We start from the raw sequence: 21,682 nt of genomic DNA, 5'->3' as shown, positions 1-21,682 counted from the left end.
AATGATCAACAAAGCACTGTAAAATTCCATTTTCAAAAGCAGATGATTCTCTGCATTGACTACGGTGTTGTTGCTCCGTTATTTGTTTGATTATTTGGCTGAATAACGGAAAGAAGAGGAAAGATAGACAAACTATTTAGTGACTCTTCTTTAATTTTTTCATATTAATCTGACTTTATGTTCGGATTCAATTCGGGTAAATTTTTAAAAATATCAAAGTATTTTATAGACCCGTTCTACAATAAAAATTTTAGATTTAATGGTTTTATATAATTGAAAAATAATAAATTAATTTAAATTTTAGCTATTGCAGTAGTCACTTAAAAACACAGTTTTACTCATAGCTTGGGGTATGTTTTTCCCATTTCTTTTTACTAAGTTTGACAACTATTCGGATTTTGTTTTTATATTTCTTCTGAGTCAAATTACATGCTAATCTGACTTTATGTTCGGATTATTGATTAGATCGTATGACTACGCGTAAACCTCGTCAAACTCGAGCCAAAGTCACTGTCGACACGATTATTGAAGCAGGTTTTATTGCAGTGGCACTTCACGGACCGAGTGGTACTACAACACGCCATATTGCAGAGATTGCAGGGGTGAGTGTCGGGTCTTTATATGAATATTTTAAAAATAAAGAAGAAATTTATGATGCGATGAATCACTTTTTTGTTCGGGAAATTCTGGACATGATTACAGAGCTTACACCGACGATTTTACAGTTGGAGTTAGAGCCTGTCATCGAAATGATTTTTTATACTTTTAGTGATTTATTAAAGAAAAATAATGACCGCTATTTGACTGTTTTGCGCTATGCAGGGGAATTGCAGTACGACAAATACATCCCAAAAATTGAACAGGCTTTAATGGAAGTGATCATGAAATATATGATGCACAATCCTAAATACCTAAAAATCAATAATTTGCCTGTAATTACCTACATTTGTATCAATAGCGGAATTTTTAATGTCGCGCGGCATCTTATTTTGCCAAACCCTTATATTAGTTTTGATGAAATGGTGCAGGGGCTAACCACGATGATTATGAGCTATATCAATACAGAGATGGCACGTTCAGAAGAACATTGAGCTGAGTTAGAATTTTATAAGTCCGATCAACAATAAAAAAGCCCTCACATAAATTTTATGCGAGGGCTTAGTTGTATTATGGCATGGTTGGAACTTCTTCAGGACGCATATCGAAAATCAAAATTTCGGCGTTATCACCATTGGTAAACGATAAACTTCCACCTTCACGAATACGTGCAGCATCGCCAGTGTTAAATGTTTTACCATTTACATCAACACGACCTTTGGCAACGTGTAGGTAAACATATCGACCCTCAGGAATTACAAATTCAGCAGTTTCTTCACCATCAAAAAGACCTGAGTAAATATTAATGTCTTGTTTGATCGATAAAGTTTTCTCGCCACCTTTTGGTGAGATGATCAAATGCAATTTACCACGTTTGTCTGCTTCATCAATATGAACTTGTTGATAGCCCGGCTCTGTATTCACTTCATTTGGAACAACCCAAATTTGCAAGAAATGAACGCCTTCATGAGCTGAATGGTTAAATTCACTATGAGCAACGCCACGACCTGCACTCATGAGCTGAATGTCACCCGGCACAATCACAGAACCTGTACCCATTGAGTCTTTATGCTCTAATGCACCTTCAAGCACATAGGAAATAATTTCCATATTGCGGTGAGGGTGAGTACCAAAGCCTTTAGATGGAGCAACGTTATCATCATTAATTACAAGTAGATCAGAAAAACCAACTTGTTTAGGATCCCAATAGTTAGCGAATGAAAAGCTATGTTTTGATTGTAACCAACCATGATGTGCTGCACCACGCTCGTGAGATAAACGCATATCAAACATGATGTATTCTCCTGATTTAATTTTCTATCTGAGCGTAGTTTATCGTAGCGTTTATCGTAATAAAGCACTGAAAATGGAAAGCTTGGTACGATTTTTAGAACGATTAAATGAAAATTATTTTTTGACTAAGAAAAAGGGCTCTTTTGGTTAAAATTGAAATTTTACTTTTAAAGCTAAAGATGAAAATCGAGAAATAGCGAGATCGCCAAACACTTTTAAATAAAAACAATTGAAAGAAAAATGAATCTTTTTATCCTATTTAATTGGTAGAAAATTTAGAGATATTTCATGCTATATACACATTATTCTACTCTGTGTATTTAAATGAACTTAATAATGGGAATGAATAAAAAGCTAATATTAAAAATAATTAAACCTAAACTATTTGGAAATAAAGTTACTTTTCAATGGAAATGTTTTGTATTTATCATCTATTGAAATGATGAATTTAAAATCACCTTTCTTTTCAATAGTTTGAGTAAGAGTGTGTTATTGTAAATAAATGTGAAAATATTCACAAAGCTATAATTTTTTGTTAAGATCATTAACATTAAAAACATAGAGATAATAATAATGATCAATAAAGTATTAATAGTGTTGTGCGTGGGTATCGTCTTTGTATTGGGATATTGGGCCTATTTAGATACTCAAAATAAAAGACATCAAGAGCTAATGCGGATCATTCAAGAAGCAGAACAAAATTTACAAAGTATCGAACGCAATCCTAATCATGCTCACCACAGCAATTTGGCTTCTTATAATTTGCAAGGATATATAAGTGAGAAAAGAATTATTTTCTAAAAATATTGAATGATAAATTTCTGAATTTTACTTTGTCATTGGTCATATCTTTTCATAAATTTTGATCATGTTTCTGTTGAATCTGTTAAACTTATTTAACGTATAGTAAAAAAGCTGCATAGGGGTTATGCAGCTTTTTTGTGTTTCAAGAGGGGCTGTGGCTATTTCCTATGTACGAGCTAGAAATCAAATGAGTGGCATATTTGTTGCTTCATAAGTTTGAGATTCTTGTTTATAGGGCTGAACAGAAAAACAATATTGTTCAGCGACCTACATAGACGTAAATATTCCACAGTTCAGATTTTGCATAGAGGCTACTTATGGCGGCGCCCAATTCTTCGGCAGGCTGGTTAGAGCGTTTATTTAAGTTAAGCGACAATAAAACCACTTTCCGAACTGAAGTTCTTGCTGGTGTAACTACATTCCTAACGATGTGTTACATCATTATTGTCAATCCACTCATTTTATCTGAAACCGGCATGGATCATGGTGCCGTATTCGTTGCGACCTGTTTGGCAGCAGCAATCGGATGTTTAGTAATGGGGATCATTGCAAATTATCCAATCGCACTGGCCCCTGGTATGGGTTTAAACGCTTACTTTACCTACTCGGTTTGTATGGGGATGGGCGTGCCATGGCAAACAGCTTTAGCGGCTGTTTTTGTTTCAGGCCTTGTTTTTCTTGCAATTAGCTTCTTTAAAATTCGTGAAGCGATTGTCAATGCGATTCCGATGTCACTTAAGTTTGCAATTGGTGGGGGTATTGGTTTATTCCTAGCACTGATTGCACTAAAAAATGCTGGAATCATTGTTGATAACCAAGCGACATTAGTTGGTTTGGGTGATATCAAACAACCTACAGTATTGTTAGCGCTATTCGGATTTTTAATGATTGTAGTTTTACACCAGTTGAAGATTCGCGGTGCAATCATTATTAGTATTTTAGTCGTTACAGGCATTGCTACTGCTTTAGGTCTAAACGAATTTAAAGGTGTAGTGGGTCAAATCCCTTCAATTGCACCAACATTCATGCAAATGGACTTTAAAGGTCTATTTACAGCAAGTATGGTCGGCGTCATCTTCGTATTCTTTATTGTCGATTTATTTGACAGTACGGGTACTTTAGTTGGTGTTTCACACCGTGCGGGTCTTTTACAAGACGGTAAATTACCTCGTTTGAAGAAAGCATTATTTGCAGACTCTACTGCAATTGTTGCTGGTGCTGCATTAGGTACATCTTCAACTACGCCATATATTGAATCAGCTTCAGGTGTAGCAGCGGGTGGACGTACGGGTTTAACGGCTGTTGTGGTTGCTGTCTTATTTATCTGCTGTTTATTCTTAGCACCTCTTGCTCAATCTGTACCAGGTTTTGCAACAGCGCCAGCTTTATTGTTCATTGGTGTGTTGATGATTCAAGGTATCACTCACATTGATTGGGATGATATTACAGAAGCTGTTCCAGCCTTTTTAACTATTGTATTTATGCCATTTACCTATTCAATTGCTGATGGTATTGCAATGGGCTTTATTAGCTATGCATTAGTTAAATTATTCACGGGTAAGGCAAAAACTGTACCGTATATGGTATGGATTATTGCTGCGCTTTGGGTATTTAAATTTATCGCGTTTGGCGGTTAATATGATTTTTTATAATTTTCTTCTTGAGCTATCTTAGTCAGAGTTTCTAATAAGAAGAAAGTTATAGAAGGGTGTGATTTTGACCACACCCTTTTTTCTTTAGATGTGGAGTTAATATGAATCAAGTCGAGCTGATTCGCGCCTTACCAAAAGCCGAATTGCATGTGCATATTGAAGGGACTTTTGAACCTGAATTAATGTTTGCAATTGCCCAGCGCAATCAGATTCAGATTCCTTACAAATCTGTTGAAGAAGTAAAGCAAGCTTATAACTTTCATAATCTTCAATCATTCTTAGATATTTACTATGCTGGTGCGAATGTTCTTGTACATGAACAAGACTTTTATGATTTAGCATGGGCTTATTTTGAAAAATGCGCCGAAGATCATGTCGTTCATACAGAAATGTTCTTCGACCCGCAAACCCACACTGATCGTGGTGTTGCATTCTCAACAGTGATTAGCGGTTTAAAGCGTGCGTGTGCAGATGCTAAAGCTAAGTTTGGTATCAGCTCTCAACTGATTATGTGTTTCTTGCGTCATTTAAGTGAAGAAGCTGCATTTGAAACACTTGAACAGGCTTTACCATTTAAACAAGACATTATTGCAGTCGGCCTCGATTCAAGTGAAGTAGGGCATCCGCCAGCTAAATTTGAACGTGTTTTTGCTAAGGCACGTGAAGAAGGTTTCTTGATCGTTGCTCACGCTGGTGAAGAAGGTCCACCTGAATATGTATGGGAAGCTTTAGATCTACTCAAAGTGAACCGTATTGATCATGGTGTACGTTCTGAAGAAGACGAACAATTAATGACGCGTTTAATTAACGAAAAAATGCCTTTAACTGTTTGCCCTTTAAGTAACTTAAAGCTATGCGTTGTTAAGGATATGAAAGATCATAATATCCGTCGTCTATTGCAAAAAGGCGTACACGTGACGGTTAACTCAGATGATCCTTCATATTTCGGTGGATATATGAATGATAATTTCTTTGCTATCCAACAAGCTTTAGACTTAAACAATGATGAGTTGAAGCAACTCGCAATTAACTCTTTTGAAGCCTCGTTCATTTCTGATGAAGAAAAACAAAAGTGGATTGCAGAAATCCAAAAAATCTAAATAAAAAAACCGCCTATTTCAGGCGGTTTTTTTATACATACGTTTTATTTAGGTTGTTTGGTCATACTATTTAAAATATTGTCTTTATCAACAAAGTGATGTTTTAAAGCTGCTAGTACATGTCCAACAATCAGCAGGCCTGCAAACCAAGAAATATAAATATGTAAAGGTTTAACGATAGCTAAAAGCTCATCATTTTTTTGAACTAAACGCGGAATTTCAAATAAATATAAAACAGGGGCAGGGTGACCAGCGCTCCAGCTAAATAAACAACCAGTGACAGGTAAAGCCACCAAAATCACATAAAGCAATAGATGACCAACATGTGCCAAAGTTTTCATTGTTGGAGACATGGTATCAGGTAGTTTGGGAGCTGGATGTGTATACCGCCATAAAATCCGGATAATCACCAAAAAGATAATGGTGGTCGCAATATTTTTGTGCAGCGTAATGACATCGCCTTTAAAGGGACCATCAACGTCATAACTTAAAAAATTTCCACTATAGAAACCAATAGCCCATGCTGCGATGAAAATGATTGCCATCACCCAATGCAGGATTTGTGCGGTACGGGTGTAATACTGAGATGAAACAGCAGGCATAAAAAACCTATTTTTTTGTCGTTTTGATTTTCAATTTTATGAGAAAGCACTGATTTTGAGAAATGTTTTAAATGTAACAGAGCGTGCTAAAAACAGAACGTTTAAGGAAAAATGCATTTGATGAGCTGAGTTATGCTGGGGAAAAAAGATTGCATAAATGCATCAAATTATTTGTTTCTTCTAAAGTCGAGTTTAGGCACAATACGCGCTGCCAACGTTCAATCAAAGGAAAAAATGATGAAAAAATTGATGCTCGCTCTAGCGCCAGTTGTTTTAGCTTTAACAGCGTGTGCAACGACTACAGGTACGAGTACAGGCGCTACTTCTGCACAAACAACAACTCAGCAGTTGGGTGTGGCTGCATTAAAAGTTGCTGTAAATGCGAAATGTATTACAGAGATTAATAATGTTGCCGCTTGGAAAACAGCAACAAAGCTTATGACTGCTGAGCAACGTGATAGCATTCAAACTAATGTTTGTGGTTGTGTGAGCGAAAAGGCACCAAATAGTGTAACGGCAGTAGAATTAGCAGCGGCTGCATTTGATGTAAATGCACGTGCTACAATTGTAAACCAAGTGGTTTCAAAAACTGTAAATGAGTGTGTGGCAGAAGCTTTACAAAAGTAATTAATGATTTTTGTATTAAAGAAGGCTGATTACTATTGATCAGCCTCTTTTGTTTAAAGGTGAAGAGTAAATGTTTATTGCTGGTGTAGATGAGGCGGGACGTGGCCCATTAGTAGGTTCCGTTGTGGCAGCGGCTGTTATTTTAGATCCGAATAATCCAATTGAGGGATTAAATGATTCTAAAAAATTAACTGAAAAGAAACGTGAAAAGTTGTTTATTGAAATACAAGAAAAAGCCTTAGCTTGGTCAATTGCAGAAGCAACACACGCTGAAATTGATGAATTAAATATTTTACAAGCGACTTTTTTGGCCATGCAGCGCGCAGTTGATGGTTTAAAAACTCAACCACAAAAAGTGATTGTAGACGGGAATCAAATTCCAAAAGGAATCATTATTCCTTGTGAAGCTATTGTTGGGGGAGATGCAAGTCATCCTGAGATCAGTGCAGCGAGTATTCTGGCAAAGGTTACACGTGACCGACAAATGGCAGAATTAGATCAGCAATATCCATTATTTGGTTTTGCCAAACATAAAGGATATCCAACTAAAGCGCATTTTGAAGCGATTGCAGCGCATGGGGTAATTGATCAGCACCGCCGCAGCTATGCTCCTGTTAAACGTGCTCTAGGCCTATAAATACAAAGTCCTAAAAAATTTAAAGCGACTAGAAAGTCGCTTTAATTAGGGAGAGAATAACTTCATATTAACGATTGAAGTTTTTCTGCGCATAATTATCATCTTCAAAAGAAACTTGATAATCTTGATCAAGATGTTGAAGGTGTTCATGCATTGCACGTTCATGTTGAATACGTTGATAAATTTCTTCGCGATGAACAGAAACCTCTTTTGGTGCATTCACACCAATACGAACCTGGTTTCCTTTGACGCCAAGCACAGTAACACTGACTTGATCCCCAATCATTAATGTTTCCCCGACACGGCGGGTCAGAATCAGCATGTTTATCTCCTTGCTAAACGCTTAAAACTGCAATATTGGTACCCAAATAAAAGCTCAACCTCAGTTTTCAGTCAGATTCTAACAGAAATATGAGAACAAAGTCATATTTTGATAATCACTGCCAAAAAACTTTCCGTTTAATATAACAGAGCCGCTATAAAAAAAACTATAGCGGCTCTGTGTTTTCTTTGATTATTGTCGGACAAGTAAACATTTTTTAATGAATTATTGACCGTTTGGTAAAATTAAGCGCGGGCGCTGCTTTCACCATGTTCACGATCTAAACCAAAAGCGGTATGTAGACAACGAACAGCAAGTTCAAGATATTTCTCATCAATAATGACAGAAACTTTAATTTCAGAAGTTGAAATCATAAGAATGTTGATGCCTTCGTCAGCTAGGGCAGTGAACATCTTGCTCGCTACGCCTGCATGTGAACGCATACCTACACCTACGATAGACACTTTAACGATGTCATCACGTGTTGAAACTTCACGTGCACCAATATTTTTGGCAGTTTCATTTAAGATTTTTTCAGCTTTTGCTAAATCAACACGGTTTACAGTGAAAGTGAAATCTGTTGTGCCATCTTCTTCAACATTTTGCACTATCATGTCGACTTCAATATTGGCATCACTTACTGGTGATAAAATTTTAGAAGCAATACCCGGTTCATCAGGTACACCTAAAATCGTTAATTTTGCTTCGTCACGGTTAAAAGCAATACCTGCAATAATTGGCTGTTCCATAGTATCTTCCGCCTCAGTCGTAATGAGTGTACCTACATTTTCTTTAAATTCTTCGTCAAACGCGCCATCGTTATCATTATCAAAACTTGATAATACACGTAAAGGAACTTGATATTTTCCGGCAAATTCTACTGAGCGAATTTGTAAAACTTTTGAACCTAATGAAGCCATTTCTAGCATTTCTTCAAAAGAAATACGGTCAATTTTTTTAGCTTTAGGAGCAACACGCGGGTCAGTGGTGTAAACGCCATCTACATCAGTGTAAATTTGGCATTCATCTGCTTTTAGGGCAGCAGCAAGAGCAACACCAGAAGTATCTGAACCACCGCGGCCTAGTGTTGTGATATTTCCATTAGCGTCAAAGCCTTGAAAACCTGCAACAACAATAACACGGCCTGCATCTAGGTCATTGGTCATGACATCTGTATCAATAGACTCAATACGCGCCTTGGTAAATGCACTGTCAGTTTTAATACCGACTTGACGTCCGGTATAGGATTTAGCTTCCACACCAATCGAATTAAGTGCCATAGCTAACATGGAAATCGTCACCTGTTCACCGGTTGAAACCATTTGGTCTAACTCGCGTGGGTCAGGTGTTTCGGTAATGGCTTTAGCGAGAGCAAGTAAGCGGTTTGTTTCACCACTCATTGCAGATACGACCACAACAACCTTGTGACCGTGATCATGCCAACGCTTAACACGACGAGCAACATTTAAAATGCGCTCGGGGGTACCCATAGAAGTACCGCCATATTTTTGAACGATTAATGCCATAGTTTTTCCATATAAGCCATGACCCTGAGAGGCTTTTCAGGGTCAGTTACACAAAAAGTGAAGTCTTATTTTTGTTCAAGCCATGCAGGTAATGCAGCAATAACTTGTCCAAACTTCTCGTTAAGTGGCGCGCCACCTTGTGCTAAGTCAGGTTTACCACCACCTTTACCACCTAACTCGGTTGCTAGATGTTTGATGATGTCACCTGCTTTTAGATTTGCAGTGTATTGTGATGCAACTGAAGCAAGTAGGCTAACTTTGTCACCCTCTACGCCAGCTAACACAATAACTGCATTCTCTAATTTTGATTTAACACTGTCATGTAAGTTGCGAAGTGATTTCGCGTCTACACCTTGAACAGTGGTAATAAGCGTTTGACGACCAGAAATCGTTTGTACCTGATCAATCAATTCTGACGCTTGGAAGTTTGCCAATTTCTGATTGAGCTGTTCAATCTGCTTTTGTAATGCAGAAACAAGTTCTACATTAGCCTGTACACGCTCAACAGTTTGGTCTTTCTGTGCTTTTAATAAGCCATTAATGTGCTGGATATCAGCATCAGTTTTTTGTACTACATCTAAAGCTTTAGTACCTGTAACCGCTTCAATACGACGTACACCAGCAGCTACACCGCCTTCAGAAGTGATTTTAAATAAACCAATATCACCTGTACGCTTAACGTGAATACCACCACAAAGTTCAATCGAGAAGTTTTTCTCATCAATCACTGAACCCATAGCGAGAACACGAACTTCGTTACCGTATTTTTCACCGAACAACATCATGGCACCTTTGGCTTTTGCCGCTTCGATGTCAAGAAGTTCAGTGGTTACAGCTGTATTTGCAATAATTTCTGCATTAACTAAACGCTCAACCTGTTGTAACTGTTCAAAAGTTACAGGTTGGTCGTTAGCAAAGTCAAAACGTAAGATATCACTTGCAACTAAAGAACCTTTTTGTTGTACGTGTGAACCTAAAATTTGACGTAGAGCAGCATGTAATAAGTGAGTTGCCGAGTGGTTGCGCGCAGTAGCTTCACGAATATCTGCTTTAACAATTGCTTCAACGTTTTGATCAGCTTTGAGGTTACCAACGGTCACAATACCTTGATGAACAAAGGCACCGCCTGACTTTTTGGTATCTTGAACTTCAAAAATACCAGTTTCGTTTTTGAAGATACCTGTGTCACCAATCTGACCACCACTTTCTGCATAGAAAGGAGTCTGGTTTAAAACGATAAGTGCTTCATCGCCTTCAGAAACTTCATCAACTTGTACGCCATCTTTATAGATCGCTACAATTTGGCCTTGACCAGTAGTGTTGATGTAACCATCAAACTGGGTTTCGCCTTCAACTTGTACAATGCTGTTATAGTCAATAGCGAATTTACCAGCATCACGAGCACGTTGACGCTGAGCAGCCATTTCTACTTCAAAACCAGCTTCGTCAATAATAAAGTCACGTTCACGTGCAATATCAGCAGTTAAGTCTGTTGGGAAGCCGTAAGTGTCGTAAAGTTTGAAGACTGTCGCACCAGGAATAGTCTTGTCTTTTAACTGAGCAAGTTCACCTTCAAGTAGTTTTAAACCTTGCTCAAGTGTTTTAGCAAACTGTTCTTCTTCACGAACTAAAGTTACTTCAATCACATCTTTACGAGCTGCGAGTTCAGGATAAGCCTCACCCATAACTTCGATTAAAGGTTGCAACATTTTGTAGAAGAATGTACCAGTTGCACCAAGCTTATTACCATGACGCACAGCGCGGCGGATAATACGGCGTAGTACATAACCACGACCTTCATTGCTAGGGTTTACACCATCAGCAATTAAGAAGCAGCATGAACGAGCATGGTCTGCAACAACACGTAAAGAAGGCTGACCTTCGTCTTCAATGCCAATAATGTTTGCAGCAGCTTTTAATAAATGTTGGAACAGGTCAATGTCGTAGTTTGAATTAACATGTTGCAATACAGCAGAGATACGTTCTAAGCCCATACCTGTATCAACAGATGGAGCAGGGAGAGGGTGAAGCACGCCATCAGCAGTACGGTTGAACTGCATGAAAACGTTGTTCCAGATTTCAATAAAACGGTCGCCATCTTCTTCAGGTGTGCCTGGTAAACCACCCCAAATGTGATCACCATGGTCAAAGAAAATTTCAGAACATGGACCACATGGACCGGTGTCACCCATTGCCCAGAAGTTATCAGATGCGTATTTTTCGCCTTTATTATCACCAATACGGATAATACGTTCAGGCGCTAAACCAATTTCTTTATTCCAGATGTCATAAGCTTCATCATCGGTGTGATAAACGGTCGCATATAAACGGTCTTTAGGGAGAGCTAACCATTCATCGCTAGTTAAAAATTCCCAAGCGAATTTAAGTGCATCACGCTTGAAATAATCACCAAATGAGAAATTACCTAACATTTCAAAGAATGTATGGTGACGAGCAGTGTAACCAACGTTGTCTAAGTCATTGTGTTTACCACCAGCACGTACACATTTTTGTGATGTCGTTGCACGTACGTAGTCACGTTTTTCAAGACCTAAGAAGCAGTCTTTAAACTGGTTCATCCCAGCATTTGTAAATAATAAAGTTGGGTCGTTGGCAGGAACAAGAGAACTCGACGCGACACGTGTATGCCCTTGCGTCTCAAAGTAGCGCAAAAATGCTTCACGAATTTCAGCAGATGTCATTAAACGAGTACTCACAACCAAGTCACTCCATATTTTCGAATTTGGCTAAATGTATCAATGCCTGTTTGTTTTATGCCAAACCTTAGCATGTGATACGGGGCTTATTTTTTAAAAACGCTAAATTGTAGCGGAAAAACCCCACCGAACCAACGATTTTAAAAGGAATATCTTACAAAACTGTGATTTGGCTAAAAATCTATATTCAATTGGGCGTGAGGTGCTTTACTATATGTCTTCTTTAGCCTGTAGTTTTGTAGATAAGGATAGGTCATGCAACGTATCGCCATTAATGGGTTTGGCCGAATTGGACGTAATGTTTTACGTGCCTGGTTTGAGAGCTCAAAACAATTTCAATTTGAAATCGTGGCGATTAACGACATAGCAGATGTGCAAACATTAGTGCATTTATTTAAATATGACTCAACACATGGCCGCTTCAATGGAAATGTGGAAATATTCATTGAAAATGAAAAAGTTTTTTTGAATATTCAGTCAAATCAACGAGCGCTAAAAGTTGAGGTTTTAAAGCAGGAACAACCTGAACTTTTACCATGGTCTAGTTTAGATATTGATGTGGTACTTGAGTGTACAGGACTGTTCCGTTCTCACGCTGATGCAACGCGTCATCTACAAGCAGGGGCGAAGCGGGTGATTATTGGGGCAGCGCCTTTTGATCATGTCGATGCAGCCATTGTTTATGGTGTGAACCATCATGAAGTCAAAGTGACTGATCAGATCATATCAAGCGTTTCATGTACTACGCAGGCTTTGGTTCCATTGGTAAAAATCATTGATGATGCTTTTGGTATTGAAACAGCGCTTATGACTGAAATTCATGCAGTAACGGCAGACCAATCTGTACTCGATCACGCACATCGTGATTTGCGCCGCGCTAGAGCTTCAGGGCAAAATATTATTCCGACCACGTCTAGTGCACTCGGTGCATTAAAACGTGTTATGCCTAAAATGGAAGACCGTATAGATGGTTATTCAATTCGGGTACCTACTATTAATGTAGCTGCAATTGATTTAACTTTTATCGCGCAATCTCCAATTACTGTGCATCATATTAATGAATTGCTAATTAAAGCATCTCAAACAGACTATGCAGAAATTATGGCAGTGACTGATGAGCCTTTAGTTTCAAGCGATTTTAACCATTCACCTTATTCACTTATCGTTGATTTAACTCAGACTATGGTCGTTGGGCATCAAGCTAAAGTATTTGCTTGGTACGATAATGAATGGGGCTATGCAAATCGATTATTAGATTTGTGTGATTCTTTTTAAATTTAAAATAACTTAAGAAAGCTATTCAACAGTCAAGGTCGGTTAATTGCAAACAGGGCGATAGTTCAGATATTGGCCCATTCTTTGGTCGAAGAACTTTTGTCTATGATATAAACGAAGCAGAGTAAGATATTGAATATTATTATTAATTGTTTAAATCTTCTTTTTGACTTTAGAGTTTATTAAGAAAGATTTATGCAAATTGTCAGGTGCATGGCAGAAAGTATCATGCTACACTAAGAGAAATCGGGTGTGTTCCCGATTTTTTTATGTGGGGTCGTTCCACGTTGATCAGATTTTAGGCTTGAAATATGACCATTTCAGAGACATGGTTGCTGCCTGACGGGGTAGCAGATGTATTGCCGGAACAGGCACAAGTCATTGAAAAACTTCGCCGTGAAGCTTTAGATTTCCTCGCGGTGCGAGGTTATCAATTGGTATATACACCATTTATCGAATACATCGAATCGTTGTCTTCATTATCAGAATCAAATCAAGACTTGGATTTAGTAACTTTTAAGGTTATTGATCAGCTCTCAGGCCGTTTACTCGGTGTTCGTGCTGATATGACGCCACAAGTTGCACGTATTGATGCACATGTAAGACCAGTTGAAGGTGTTGCACGTTACTGTTATTCAGGGACTGTATTACATACTAAACCACAAAATTTCAATGCCACACGTGCACCTTTGCAATTGGGTGCAGAGTTATATGGCCACGATAGTATCGAAGCTGATGTCGAAATGGTCGATGTTATGCTGGGATTGATTGAGAACATCTATACCTTACAAGGCGCGCATTTAGATTTGGGCCATGTAGGTTTGTTCCGCAGTCTAGTGAAGTATGCTGGCCTGTCAAAAAATGAAGAACATGAACTGTCTGATCTTTATCAAAGAAAAGCATTGCCAGAGTTAGCAGAGTTTACTCAAAGCCTCAATATGGGTTCTGATTTCTATGCGCTTGGTCGTTATTCTAGTGATTTAGAAGCATTGCAGACGAATTTAAGTGCCAATATTTTGCAAGATGCTGAATTTAAGTCAGCACTAGATGCATTAAAGACGACGCTTGAGCAAATAAAAGGTCGTTGGCCAAATCTCAATATCGGTATTGATGTTGTGGAGCTACGTAGTTATCACTATCACACCGGCTTAATGTATGCAGTATATGCGCCGAACCGTGCTGCGCCGTTAGCGCAGGGTGGCCGTTACGATGGTATTGGTGAGCACTTTGGTCGTGCACGTCCTGCTACTGGCTTCAGTTGCGATTTATATGCCTTAGGTGCAAATCAGTTCGCCGAAATAGAAACTGTTGTTGCTCCAAAAGGCTCAGAACAAGATTTACTCTCAGCAATTTCGAATGCACGCGCTCAAGGTTTACGTGTCGTTCAATTGTTAGGTAATGATGATTTAAGTTCTATTCCATACGCGACCCATCAACTCGTGGCGCAAAATGGTCAATGGAATATTGAAAAGATTTAAACGCCAACGGTAAGTTTTTACTGGTGGTTTCCAATTTTAACAGCATGATGTAATGAGGCTATTATGGGCAAAAATGTTGTGGTACTTGGTACCCAATGGGGCGACGAAGGTAAAGGTAAAATCGTCGACCTGCTCACAGATCAGGCGGCTGCGGTAGTACGTTATCAAGGCGGACATAACGCAGGTCATACTCTTGTCGTAGGTGGTAAAAAGACTGTATTGCACCTCATTCCATCAGGCATTTTACGTGAAAACGTATTGTGCTTAATTGGTAATGGTGTAGTACTTTCACCAGCCGCGTTAATTGAAGAAATGGGAATTTTGGAAGCAGAAGGTGTTCCTGTTAAAGAACGTCTACGTATTTCTCCAAACTGTCCACTCATTTTGCCTAACCACATTGCACTTGATCAGGCACGTGAGAAGAAACGTGGTAATGCTAAAATCGGTACTACAGGTCGTGGTATTGGTCCTGCTTACGAAGATAAAGTGGCTCGCCGTGCAGTGCGTGTTGCTGACCTTGTTCGTGGTGGCGCGGCATTAGAAGAAAAACTGTCTGAAATGCTTGAGTTACATAACTTCCAGTTAACTCAGTTCTACGGTGTAGAAGCTGTTAAATTTGAAGATGTATTGGCTCTTTGCAACGAATGGCGCGAAGTGCTTGCTCCATTAGTGATTGACGTGACTAAAGTGTTACATGACTACCGCAAAGAAGGTAAGCCTGTAATGTTTGAAGGCGCTCAAGGTTCACTTTTAGACATCGACCACGGTACTTATCCATACGTTACAAGTTCAAATACAACTGCTGGTGGCGTAAGCTCTGGTTCAGGTATGGGACCTTTACATCTTGATTATGTATTAGGTATTACTAAAGCTTATACAACACGTGTAGGTGCTGGCCCATTCCCAACTGAATTGGTTTACGATGCAGCTGCTGATGCTGGTGACCCAGTGGGTAAACACCTTGGTACAGTTGGTCATGAATTTGGTGCTTCTACTGGTCGTCAACGTCGTTGTGGTTGGTTTGATGCTGAAATCCTTCGCCGTTCTGTAGATGTAAACTCACTTTCTGGTATTTGCTTAACTAAACTAGACGTTCTAGATGGTTTAGAAGAAGTAAAAATCTGTGTGGGCTATGAAAATACAGATTCAGGCTGTGTAGGTTCTTCTGATGCGGTTTCTTTTGAATGCTTGAAACCAATTTATGAAACTATGCCAGGTTGGAGCGAATCGACTGTTGGTTTAACCAGTATCGATCAATTACCAGCAAATGCTTTAGCTTATGTGAAGCGTATTGAACAATTAATCGAATGTCCGATTGATATCGTTTCAACTGGTCCAGACCGTGCAGAAACAATTGTTTTACGTCATCCATTCTCTGCTTAATTAGCAAAGATTAAAAAGGCCTCCTAAAAGGGGGCTTTTTTATACCCGACTAAAGTGCAGTTTTCGTTTTATTCGATTCAGATTAAAACGTTAGATAGATAAGGAATGATGGGCTCAGGATGAAGCTACAACCAACTATTTCGAAAACAATTTTTTATTCTTTTTTATTCGCTATTGGTGGTTCACCGACATTGGCGATGTTAGTTATTTATGGTCAAGAGTATCATGAAGATTTCTTTATGACCGCGTTTATGAGTCTGTCAGTATTGTTCGCATGTGTGTTAATTCCTGTTGTGCTCATACAAAATAGTTATTTACTCTGGAAAAGAGAAAGCCCTAATCTTGAAGAGAAAGTTAAGTTTTTAAGTTATGTTTATCTTGGCTTAAATGTAATATGTCTAATTTTCTGGATTTATTTGATGACTTTATCGGCTTGATCGTTACATAAATACTATGATCATGAAGAAATGAGACATTCAAAGTGGGAGTGGTATTTCTTATAATAAGTGCAAAAGAATAAACAGCTTTTTCTCGATTTAGGTGATCCATGTTATGAATAAAAAACTCTTTTTAAGCTTGTGTGCGGCAAGTGTGATGACCATTTCTGGCTGTGCAACAGTAGCGGACATGGCGGGTGCAGATACTGCAACCTTAAATGCTCAGTCTGCTCAAGGTTTTAGTAAAATGGTGCAGGAAGCGCGTGGCAAAGGAACGCTGGACACAAGTTCAAGTACCTATAACCGTATTAATGCTGTTTTTAACCGTTTAAAACCGTATGCAAACCAGATGAACCAAACTGGTCAGCCTTTTAGTTGGCAGTTGGCAGTACTAAAATCAGACACCATTAATGCTTATGTAGCACCAGGTGGTAAAGTGGTGTTCTATACAGGCATTGTAAATAAATTGAACCTGACAGATGCTGAAATTGCAGCTGTTATGGGGCATGAAATGACACATGCTTTAGAAGAGCATGCAAAAAGTAAAATTGGTGCTCAAGCTTTAACTGATTTAGCATTAAATATTGGCTTAAGTCAGATTAATGGTGGTAATGTGGGGCAACTAGGGTCGGCTGCGGCTCAGTTAGGTTCACAAGTCGGTGTAGGCTTACCATATTCGCGTAGCTTGGAAAGTCGTGCTGACCAAGGCGGCTTAATGCTAATGGCACGTGCAGGTTATAATCCAAATGCAGCGATTACACTTTGGGAAAAAATGAATAAACTTGAAGGTGGCGGTGGTTCATCATTCTTGTCTACTCACCCATCTAACTCTCAGCGTATTAGCGATATGCGTCAAAACTTGCCTGCGGCAATGGCTATTTATAATGGCCGTAAATAAGATATAAATTTTTTATAGATAAAGAAAACGGATGCTTAAGCATCCGTTTTTTTATTTAAGGAGCAGGGTTGGGCTGTTGGATATGAATAGCTTCAATACCTTGTAAAACTTCAGCAGGCAGTTCAATTTCAAATGCCTGAATATTTTCTTTAAGTTGGTCTAGATTAGTGGCACCAATAATTGTGCTAGTCACAAAGAATTGTTGTTTGATAAATGCTAATGCCATTTGAGTTAAGCTTAACCCATGTTTCTCAGCTAGCTGTGCATATTGCTCAGTTGCCCACTCACTTTGAGGGTTACTATAGCGGCTAAAACGTGGAAATAATGTGACACGAGCATTCGCGGGACGAGCGCCATTTCTAAACTTGCCAGAGAGGTAGCCAAACGCGAGAGGAGAGTAAGCGAGTAAACCAACATCTTCATATTTAGCAATTTCAGACATACCTATTTCATAAGTACGGTTGAGAAGGCTATATGGATTTTGAACACTTACAAACTTACTGACACCTAGCTTTTCAGCCAAATGTAAAAATTTCATAGTGCCCCACGGCGTTTCATTCGATAAGCCAATATAGCGAATGCGTCCTCGGTTAATCTCTTCTTGTAGAGCAAGTAATGTTTCTTCTAGAGGAGTGGTATCGTAATCATTTTGTGCTTGTTGGTTGCCATAAGCTAGCGTACCGAAAAAGTTGGTATTACGTTCAGGCCAATGCAGTTGATAGAGGTCGATATAGTCAGTTTGGAGACGTTTCAGGGAGCCATCTAGGGCTTTGGCAATGTGATCGCTGTTGAAGCGCGTATAGCCTTCTCTGATGTGTGTTCCTCCAAAGCCTGGCCCTGCAATTTTAGAGGCAAGAAAGACTTTGTCACGTTGACCATTTTGGGCAAACCAATTGCCAATAATTGTTTCAGTTGCACCATAGGTTTCAGGTTTTGGCGGAACCGAATACATCTCTGCCGTATCCCAAAAATACAAACCGTGTGCCAGAGCATAATTGAGTTGTTCAAATGCTTCTTGCTGGGAGTTTTGCTCACCAAATGTCATGGTGCCTAAACAAATTTCTGGAAGTTTGAGGCCTGTGCGACTAAGTGGGTTAAATTGCATACAGCGGAATCCTTGGAAATTTTGAGTTAGCCTAACGGAGAATATGTATTCAACTTAAATCATAAAATTAGAATAGTTTGTAAGTTTTGTGTATTAACTCATTGTTGCATATAAAAAAAGCAAACCGAAGTTTGCTTTTTATTAAAAACTTAATAAATATTATTCTTCATCATCATATTCTTCATCAGAAACAGGTGCTTCTTCTAATGAAACATCAAAAATAAGAATAGCTTTACCGTCTGTCTGGATCATGCCTTGATCTTCTAAGGTCTTGAGTACACGACCAACCATTTCACGTGAACATCCCACAATACGGCCAATTTCTTGACGAGTAATACGAATTTGACGACCGTTTGGCAAAATCATTGCTTCTGGCTGTGAAGATAAGTCGATTAAACAACGTGCAATACGGCCAGACACATCAATAAACGCAAGATCTGTCATTTTACGAGTTGTATTTTTTAGACGGCGAACAAGTTGTGCAAAAACAGCATAACTTAAGTCCGGATATTGCTTGCTAAGTTCGTGGAAGTTGTCGTAAGAAATTTCTGCAATTTCACAGACATCACGAGTACGAACTTCAGCTGTACGTTGAGGGTTCGGTTCGAAAAGCCCCATTTCCCCAAAGAAGTCGCCCGGATTCAAATACGCAACAACAATTTCACGTTCGTCATCTTCACGTAAAATAATTGAAACTGAGCCTTTTAAAATTAAATATAAAGATTTCGACTCTGTTCCGGCATCAACAATTGTGGTTCGTTTTGGATATCTGTTGATGTGAGCACGTTTTAACAATGCTTTAACGGATTCAGGTAGTTGCCCCGGAGATAAAGCATCTGTGCTGAGTTGTGAAAAATTTGAAGTCATGCTTAATATGTTCCGAATAGGGTAAACAATTCACACAAGCCCGAGATGAGCTATTACACAGAAGAGATGAAATTCCTTATCAACTCATTTTATGTTAGTGTACAAAACAAGGGTCTGTTGACATTTCACAGATGGTTGCGACATAAGACAATTCTTTTAGACGTTACCAAGCAAGAGCTATGAAATTTAGCCATTCTAAATAAATAGATCTTAACAACGGAACGTACAAAATAACATGGTCTTGCGCTGTGCCTGCGCTGCTTAAATGGCAACTCAGATTATGGCTGAAATTTCACAAACTATATAACAAAACTGGACAAAGGATTGCCATTGTCTGGGTTTTGCGTCTTATTTGGATTAATTTTTAGCTCTAACGCAATCCATAGATGAAATGTCAACAGACCCTGCTTAAATTTATAATTTTTTTTAGGTAGTTGCAATGCAAACAAGTGTACATTGGCTAGAGAATGTTGCTTTTGAAGCGAAATCAGATAGTGGGCATAGTGTCATTATGGATGGCTCACCTGAGTATGGTGGTGAAAACCGTGGTCCACGTCCTATGGAATTGCTATTAATGGGACTTGGTGGGTGTGCTTCGTTTGATATTGTGACCATTTTAAAGAAATCTCGTCAAGATGTGACGAATGTTGTATGTAATTTAAAAGCTGAGCGTGCTGACACAATTCCGGCTGTTTTTACTAAAATCCACTTGCACTTTGTGGTAACGGGTAAAGCTGTTAAAGAAAAGCAAGTTGCAAAAGCGGTTGAATTGTCTGCCGAAAAATATTGTTCAGCGAGTAAAATGCTTTCCGATGGTGGTGTAGAAATTACCCATGACTTTGAAATTATCGAAGCGGAATAAGACAGTTTTTTGATAGCTAAAAATTAAAAGAAGCTGACATTAGAGTTGGCTTTTTTATTGTCAAAAATAACTAAAAAAATAAGAGGAGGGATGAAATGAATATTCGTACTGCCAAATGGGAAGATACTCAAGCAATATGCGATTTACTTAAACAGATGGGCTACCCACAGACACTCACTCTTATCCAAAAAAAATTTGAAATATTGCATAATGACGCTAACTCACAAATTTTGGTTGCTGAAGAAAAGGGCAAGATTTGTGGTTTTTTATCTCTTTATTTTATTCCTCAAATTGCCTTAGAGGGTGACTTTGCCAAAATATGCTATCTGTGCGTTGATGAGAATATGCGTAGTAAAGGTGTAGGGCGGTTACTAGTACAAGAAGCTGAGCAACAAGCCAAGCGCCGTGGTTGTGATCGAATGGAACTTCATTCTGGAGTGCAAAGACCTTTGGCACATCAATTTTACCTAAGAGAAGGCTATATCGAAGCACCAAAGTATTTTCGTAAAGCTTTAAATTAACGAGCTGTATTTAGAAAAAGCTGAGGATCTACCCGAGCATTATTAAGGCTCATACCCCAATGTAGGTGAGGGCCTGTCACACGTCCGGTTTTGCCCACCAGACCTAAAGTTTCTCCTTGGCGGATATGTTGGCCTTTCTCTACTTTAATTGCGCTTAAATGGCAGAACATGCTGACTAGGCCTTGGCCATGATCAATCAACACGGTTTGACCATTAAAAAAATAAGATCCAGTTTGGATAACGACACCATCTGCGGGTGCAACAACTTTTTGTCCTATTGGCGCAGGGATATCTAAACCTGAATGGGGAGCACGTTCTTCACCATTAAAAAAGCGCTTTCTTCCAAAAGAGTTAGAAAATTTCCCTGAAGTCGGGCGTATAAATGCTGGTAAGGTTTGCCATGAACTCTTTGTAAATGAGCTATACACATCATTTTGTTCTTTAGCTTCTTGAGCATAACGGTCTAACTGGCTTTGGTTCGGGTTCACATAATCTTGGTTAGTGACTTTAATCCGTTGCTCCGCATAGGGATAGGACTTAATTTCTATTTGAATAGGGGTTTTATTCGTGTCGAGTTGTACACTGCCAAGTGGGGTAGATAACGGAATACCCACAACAGCATAACGCTGCTGACCTTCGTGACTAATTAAAACCGGCTTTTGTTGAAAAGTGACCTGAGTAATATCAGTGGTTAATGGGACAACTGCGATGCCACCGGGTCTTCTTGAGTCTTGAGGAAGTTGAGCGACTGCCAGTGCCGAAGTAAAAAGACAAGTTGTTGTTAATAGAATGTGTTTAAAGTGCATTTTTCATTTCAAAACGAGTAGTAAACTAACAAGATAAACTAAAGCTTAATTATTAAATTCTCAATGAAGAGTTTGTGAAAAGCGTAGTATGAATAAGCATGAAGCTAAATATTCAAGTATTTTAATAAAATGTAGCTGAACTGTACTTGAAATATATACAAAATAATCCCATA

Annotated in this window: 21 protein-coding genes and 1 pseudogene; 14 read left to right on the top strand and 8 right to left on the bottom strand. The window is 38.7% G+C overall.

The window, feature by feature from the left end:
* Positions 1 to 470 precede the first annotated feature (470 nt).
* A complete protein-coding gene (locus ODQ17_RS12890; RefSeq protein ID WP_002163161.1) occupies positions 471 to 1,091 on the top strand; it encodes a TetR/AcrR family transcriptional regulator in 621 nt (206 codons plus the stop codon).
* Positions 1,092 to 1,167: 76 nt separating this feature from the next.
* Here the strand turns inward: ODQ17_RS12890 and ODQ17_RS12885 are convergent, their stop codons facing one another.
* On the bottom strand, positions 1,168 to 1,890 hold the full coding sequence (locus ODQ17_RS12885) for a pirin family protein (RefSeq protein WP_322904126.1): 723 nt from the start codon (positions 1,888 to 1,890) through the stop codon (positions 1,168 to 1,170).
* Positions 1,891 to 2,463: 573 nt separating this feature from the next.
* Here ODQ17_RS12885 and ODQ17_RS12880 point away from each other — a divergent pair.
* The 3 genes from ODQ17_RS12880 (at position 2,464) to ODQ17_RS12870 (ending at position 5,446) form a co-directional block, all read left to right on the top strand.
* Positions 2,464 to 2,691 (top strand): hypothetical protein, encoded by a 228-nt coding sequence (locus tag ODQ17_RS12880; RefSeq protein ID WP_013198505.1) that lies wholly within the window; start codon positions 2,464 to 2,466, stop codon positions 2,689 to 2,691.
* 320 nt (positions 2,692 to 3,011) lie between these two features.
* On the top strand, positions 3,012 to 4,331 hold the full coding sequence (locus tag ODQ17_RS12875) for an NCS2 family permease (RefSeq protein ID WP_004793782.1): 1,320 nt from the start codon (positions 3,012 to 3,014) through the stop codon (positions 4,329 to 4,331).
* A gap of 116 nt (positions 4,332 to 4,447) precedes the next feature.
* Positions 4,448 to 5,446: an adenosine deaminase gene (locus ODQ17_RS12870; protein ID WP_322904123.1), complete on the top strand. Its 999-nt coding sequence runs from the start codon at positions 4,448 to 4,450 to the stop codon at positions 5,444 to 5,446.
* Positions 5,447 to 5,490: 44 nt separating this feature from the next.
* Here ODQ17_RS12870 and ODQ17_RS12865 read toward each other — a convergent pair whose 3' ends face one another.
* Positions 5,491 to 6,048, bottom strand: coding sequence for a cytochrome b (locus tag ODQ17_RS12865; RefSeq protein WP_322904121.1), 558 nt, complete (start codon positions 6,046 to 6,048; stop codon positions 5,491 to 5,493).
* A gap of 237 nt (positions 6,049 to 6,285) precedes the next feature.
* Here ODQ17_RS12865 and ODQ17_RS12860 point away from each other — a divergent pair, with 237 nt between their 5' ends.
* Together ODQ17_RS12860 and rnhB are read left to right on the top strand one after the other, a co-directional pair.
* Entirely contained in the window at positions 6,286 to 6,675 is a 390-nt protein-coding gene (locus ODQ17_RS12860) for a hypothetical protein (protein ID WP_322904119.1), read from the top strand.
* A gap of 70 nt (positions 6,676 to 6,745) precedes the next feature.
* Positions 6,746 to 7,312, top strand: coding sequence for a ribonuclease HII (gene rnhB, locus ODQ17_RS12855; protein WP_322904117.1), 567 nt, complete (start codon positions 6,746 to 6,748; stop codon positions 7,310 to 7,312).
* Positions 7,313 to 7,379: 67 nt separating this feature from the next.
* On the opposite strand, the gene csrA is transcribed toward rnhB, so the two are convergent.
* From csrA to alaS, 3 genes are all read right to left on the bottom strand, one after another.
* Positions 7,380 to 7,634, bottom strand: a complete 255-nt coding sequence (gene csrA / locus ODQ17_RS12850) for a carbon storage regulator CsrA (RefSeq protein ID WP_004793773.1) — start codon at positions 7,632 to 7,634, stop codon at positions 7,380 to 7,382.
* Positions 7,635 to 7,879: 245 nt separating this feature from the next.
* Entirely contained in the window at positions 7,880 to 9,160 is a 1,281-nt protein-coding gene (locus ODQ17_RS12845) for an aspartate kinase (RefSeq protein WP_004793772.1), read from the bottom strand.
* Between the two features lie 65 nt (positions 9,161 to 9,225).
* Positions 9,226 to 11,862: an alanine--tRNA ligase gene (gene alaS / locus ODQ17_RS12840; protein WP_322904205.1), complete on the bottom strand. Its 2,637-nt coding sequence runs from the start codon at positions 11,860 to 11,862 to the stop codon at positions 9,226 to 9,228.
* 270 nt (positions 11,863 to 12,132) lie between these two features.
* Here alaS and gap point away from each other — a divergent pair, with 270 nt between their 5' ends.
* From gap to ODQ17_RS12815, 5 genes are all read left to right on the top strand, one after another.
* The gene (gene gap, locus ODQ17_RS12835) at positions 12,133 to 13,152 is read left to right on the top strand and encodes a type I glyceraldehyde-3-phosphate dehydrogenase (RefSeq protein ID WP_005299057.1); all 1,020 of its coding nucleotides are present in this window, start codon (positions 12,133 to 12,135) and stop codon (positions 13,150 to 13,152) included.
* A 311-nt stretch (positions 13,153 to 13,463) separates the two neighbouring features.
* Positions 13,464 to 14,630, top strand: coding sequence for an ATP phosphoribosyltransferase regulatory subunit (locus tag ODQ17_RS12830; protein ID WP_003652693.1), 1,167 nt, complete (start codon positions 13,464 to 13,466; stop codon positions 14,628 to 14,630).
* A gap of 63 nt (positions 14,631 to 14,693) precedes the next feature.
* Complete coding sequence (locus tag ODQ17_RS12825; RefSeq protein WP_013198499.1) at positions 14,694 to 16,013, top strand: adenylosuccinate synthase; 1,320 nt, start codon at positions 14,694 to 14,696, stop codon at positions 16,011 to 16,013.
* Positions 16,014 to 16,132: 119 nt separating this feature from the next.
* The gene (locus ODQ17_RS12820; protein WP_005299047.1) at positions 16,133 to 16,450 is read left to right on the top strand and encodes a hypothetical protein; all 318 of its coding nucleotides are present in this window, start codon (positions 16,133 to 16,135) and stop codon (positions 16,448 to 16,450) included.
* A 115-nt stretch (positions 16,451 to 16,565) separates the two neighbouring features.
* The gene (locus ODQ17_RS12815) at positions 16,566 to 17,348 is read left to right on the top strand and encodes a M48 family metallopeptidase (RefSeq protein WP_322904106.1); all 783 of its coding nucleotides are present in this window, start codon (positions 16,566 to 16,568) and stop codon (positions 17,346 to 17,348) included.
* Positions 17,349 to 17,403: 55 nt separating this feature from the next.
* Here the strand turns inward: ODQ17_RS12815 and ODQ17_RS12810 are convergent, their stop codons facing one another.
* Both ODQ17_RS12810 and crp read right to left on the bottom strand, forming a co-directional pair.
* Positions 17,404 to 18,453: an NADP(H)-dependent aldo-keto reductase gene (locus ODQ17_RS12810; RefSeq protein ID WP_322904105.1), complete on the bottom strand. Its 1,050-nt coding sequence runs from the start codon at positions 18,451 to 18,453 to the stop codon at positions 17,404 to 17,406.
* A gap of 159 nt (positions 18,454 to 18,612) precedes the next feature.
* Positions 18,613 to 19,320: a cAMP-activated global transcriptional regulator CRP gene (gene crp, locus ODQ17_RS12805; RefSeq protein ID WP_322904103.1), complete on the bottom strand. Its 708-nt coding sequence runs from the start codon at positions 19,318 to 19,320 to the stop codon at positions 18,613 to 18,615.
* 241 nt (positions 19,321 to 19,561) lie between these two features.
* Between crp and ODQ17_RS12800 the strand changes: the two are divergent.
* From ODQ17_RS12800 to ODQ17_RS12790, 3 genes and pseudogenes are all read left to right on the top strand, one after another.
* Positions 19,562 to 19,624: pseudogene (locus ODQ17_RS12800) on the top strand (hypothetical protein); the annotation flags it as partial.
* 135 nt (positions 19,625 to 19,759) lie between these two features.
* The gene (locus tag ODQ17_RS12795; RefSeq protein ID WP_005041936.1) at positions 19,760 to 20,182 is read left to right on the top strand and encodes an OsmC family protein; all 423 of its coding nucleotides are present in this window, start codon (positions 19,760 to 19,762) and stop codon (positions 20,180 to 20,182) included.
* 95 nt (positions 20,183 to 20,277) lie between these two features.
* Positions 20,278 to 20,703, top strand: coding sequence for a GNAT family N-acetyltransferase (locus ODQ17_RS12790; RefSeq protein WP_322904099.1), 426 nt, complete (start codon positions 20,278 to 20,280; stop codon positions 20,701 to 20,703).
* Here the strand turns inward: ODQ17_RS12790 and ODQ17_RS12785 are convergent.
* Complete coding sequence (locus ODQ17_RS12785; protein WP_322904097.1) at positions 20,700 to 21,509, bottom strand: peptidoglycan DD-metalloendopeptidase family protein; 810 nt, start codon at positions 21,507 to 21,509, stop codon at positions 20,700 to 20,702. The two genes, ODQ17_RS12790 and ODQ17_RS12785, sit on opposite strands and share 4 nt — an antisense overlap.
* Between the last annotated feature and the right edge of the window lie 173 nt (positions 21,510 to 21,682).

The organism is Acinetobacter sp. IRS14 (assembly GCF_034650275.1).
GTDB lineage: Bacteria > Pseudomonadota > Gammaproteobacteria > Pseudomonadales > Moraxellaceae > Acinetobacter > Acinetobacter oleivorans.
The sequence above is the reverse complement of the archived record's forward strand: the minus strand, read 5'-3'. Positions and strand labels throughout refer to the sequence as shown.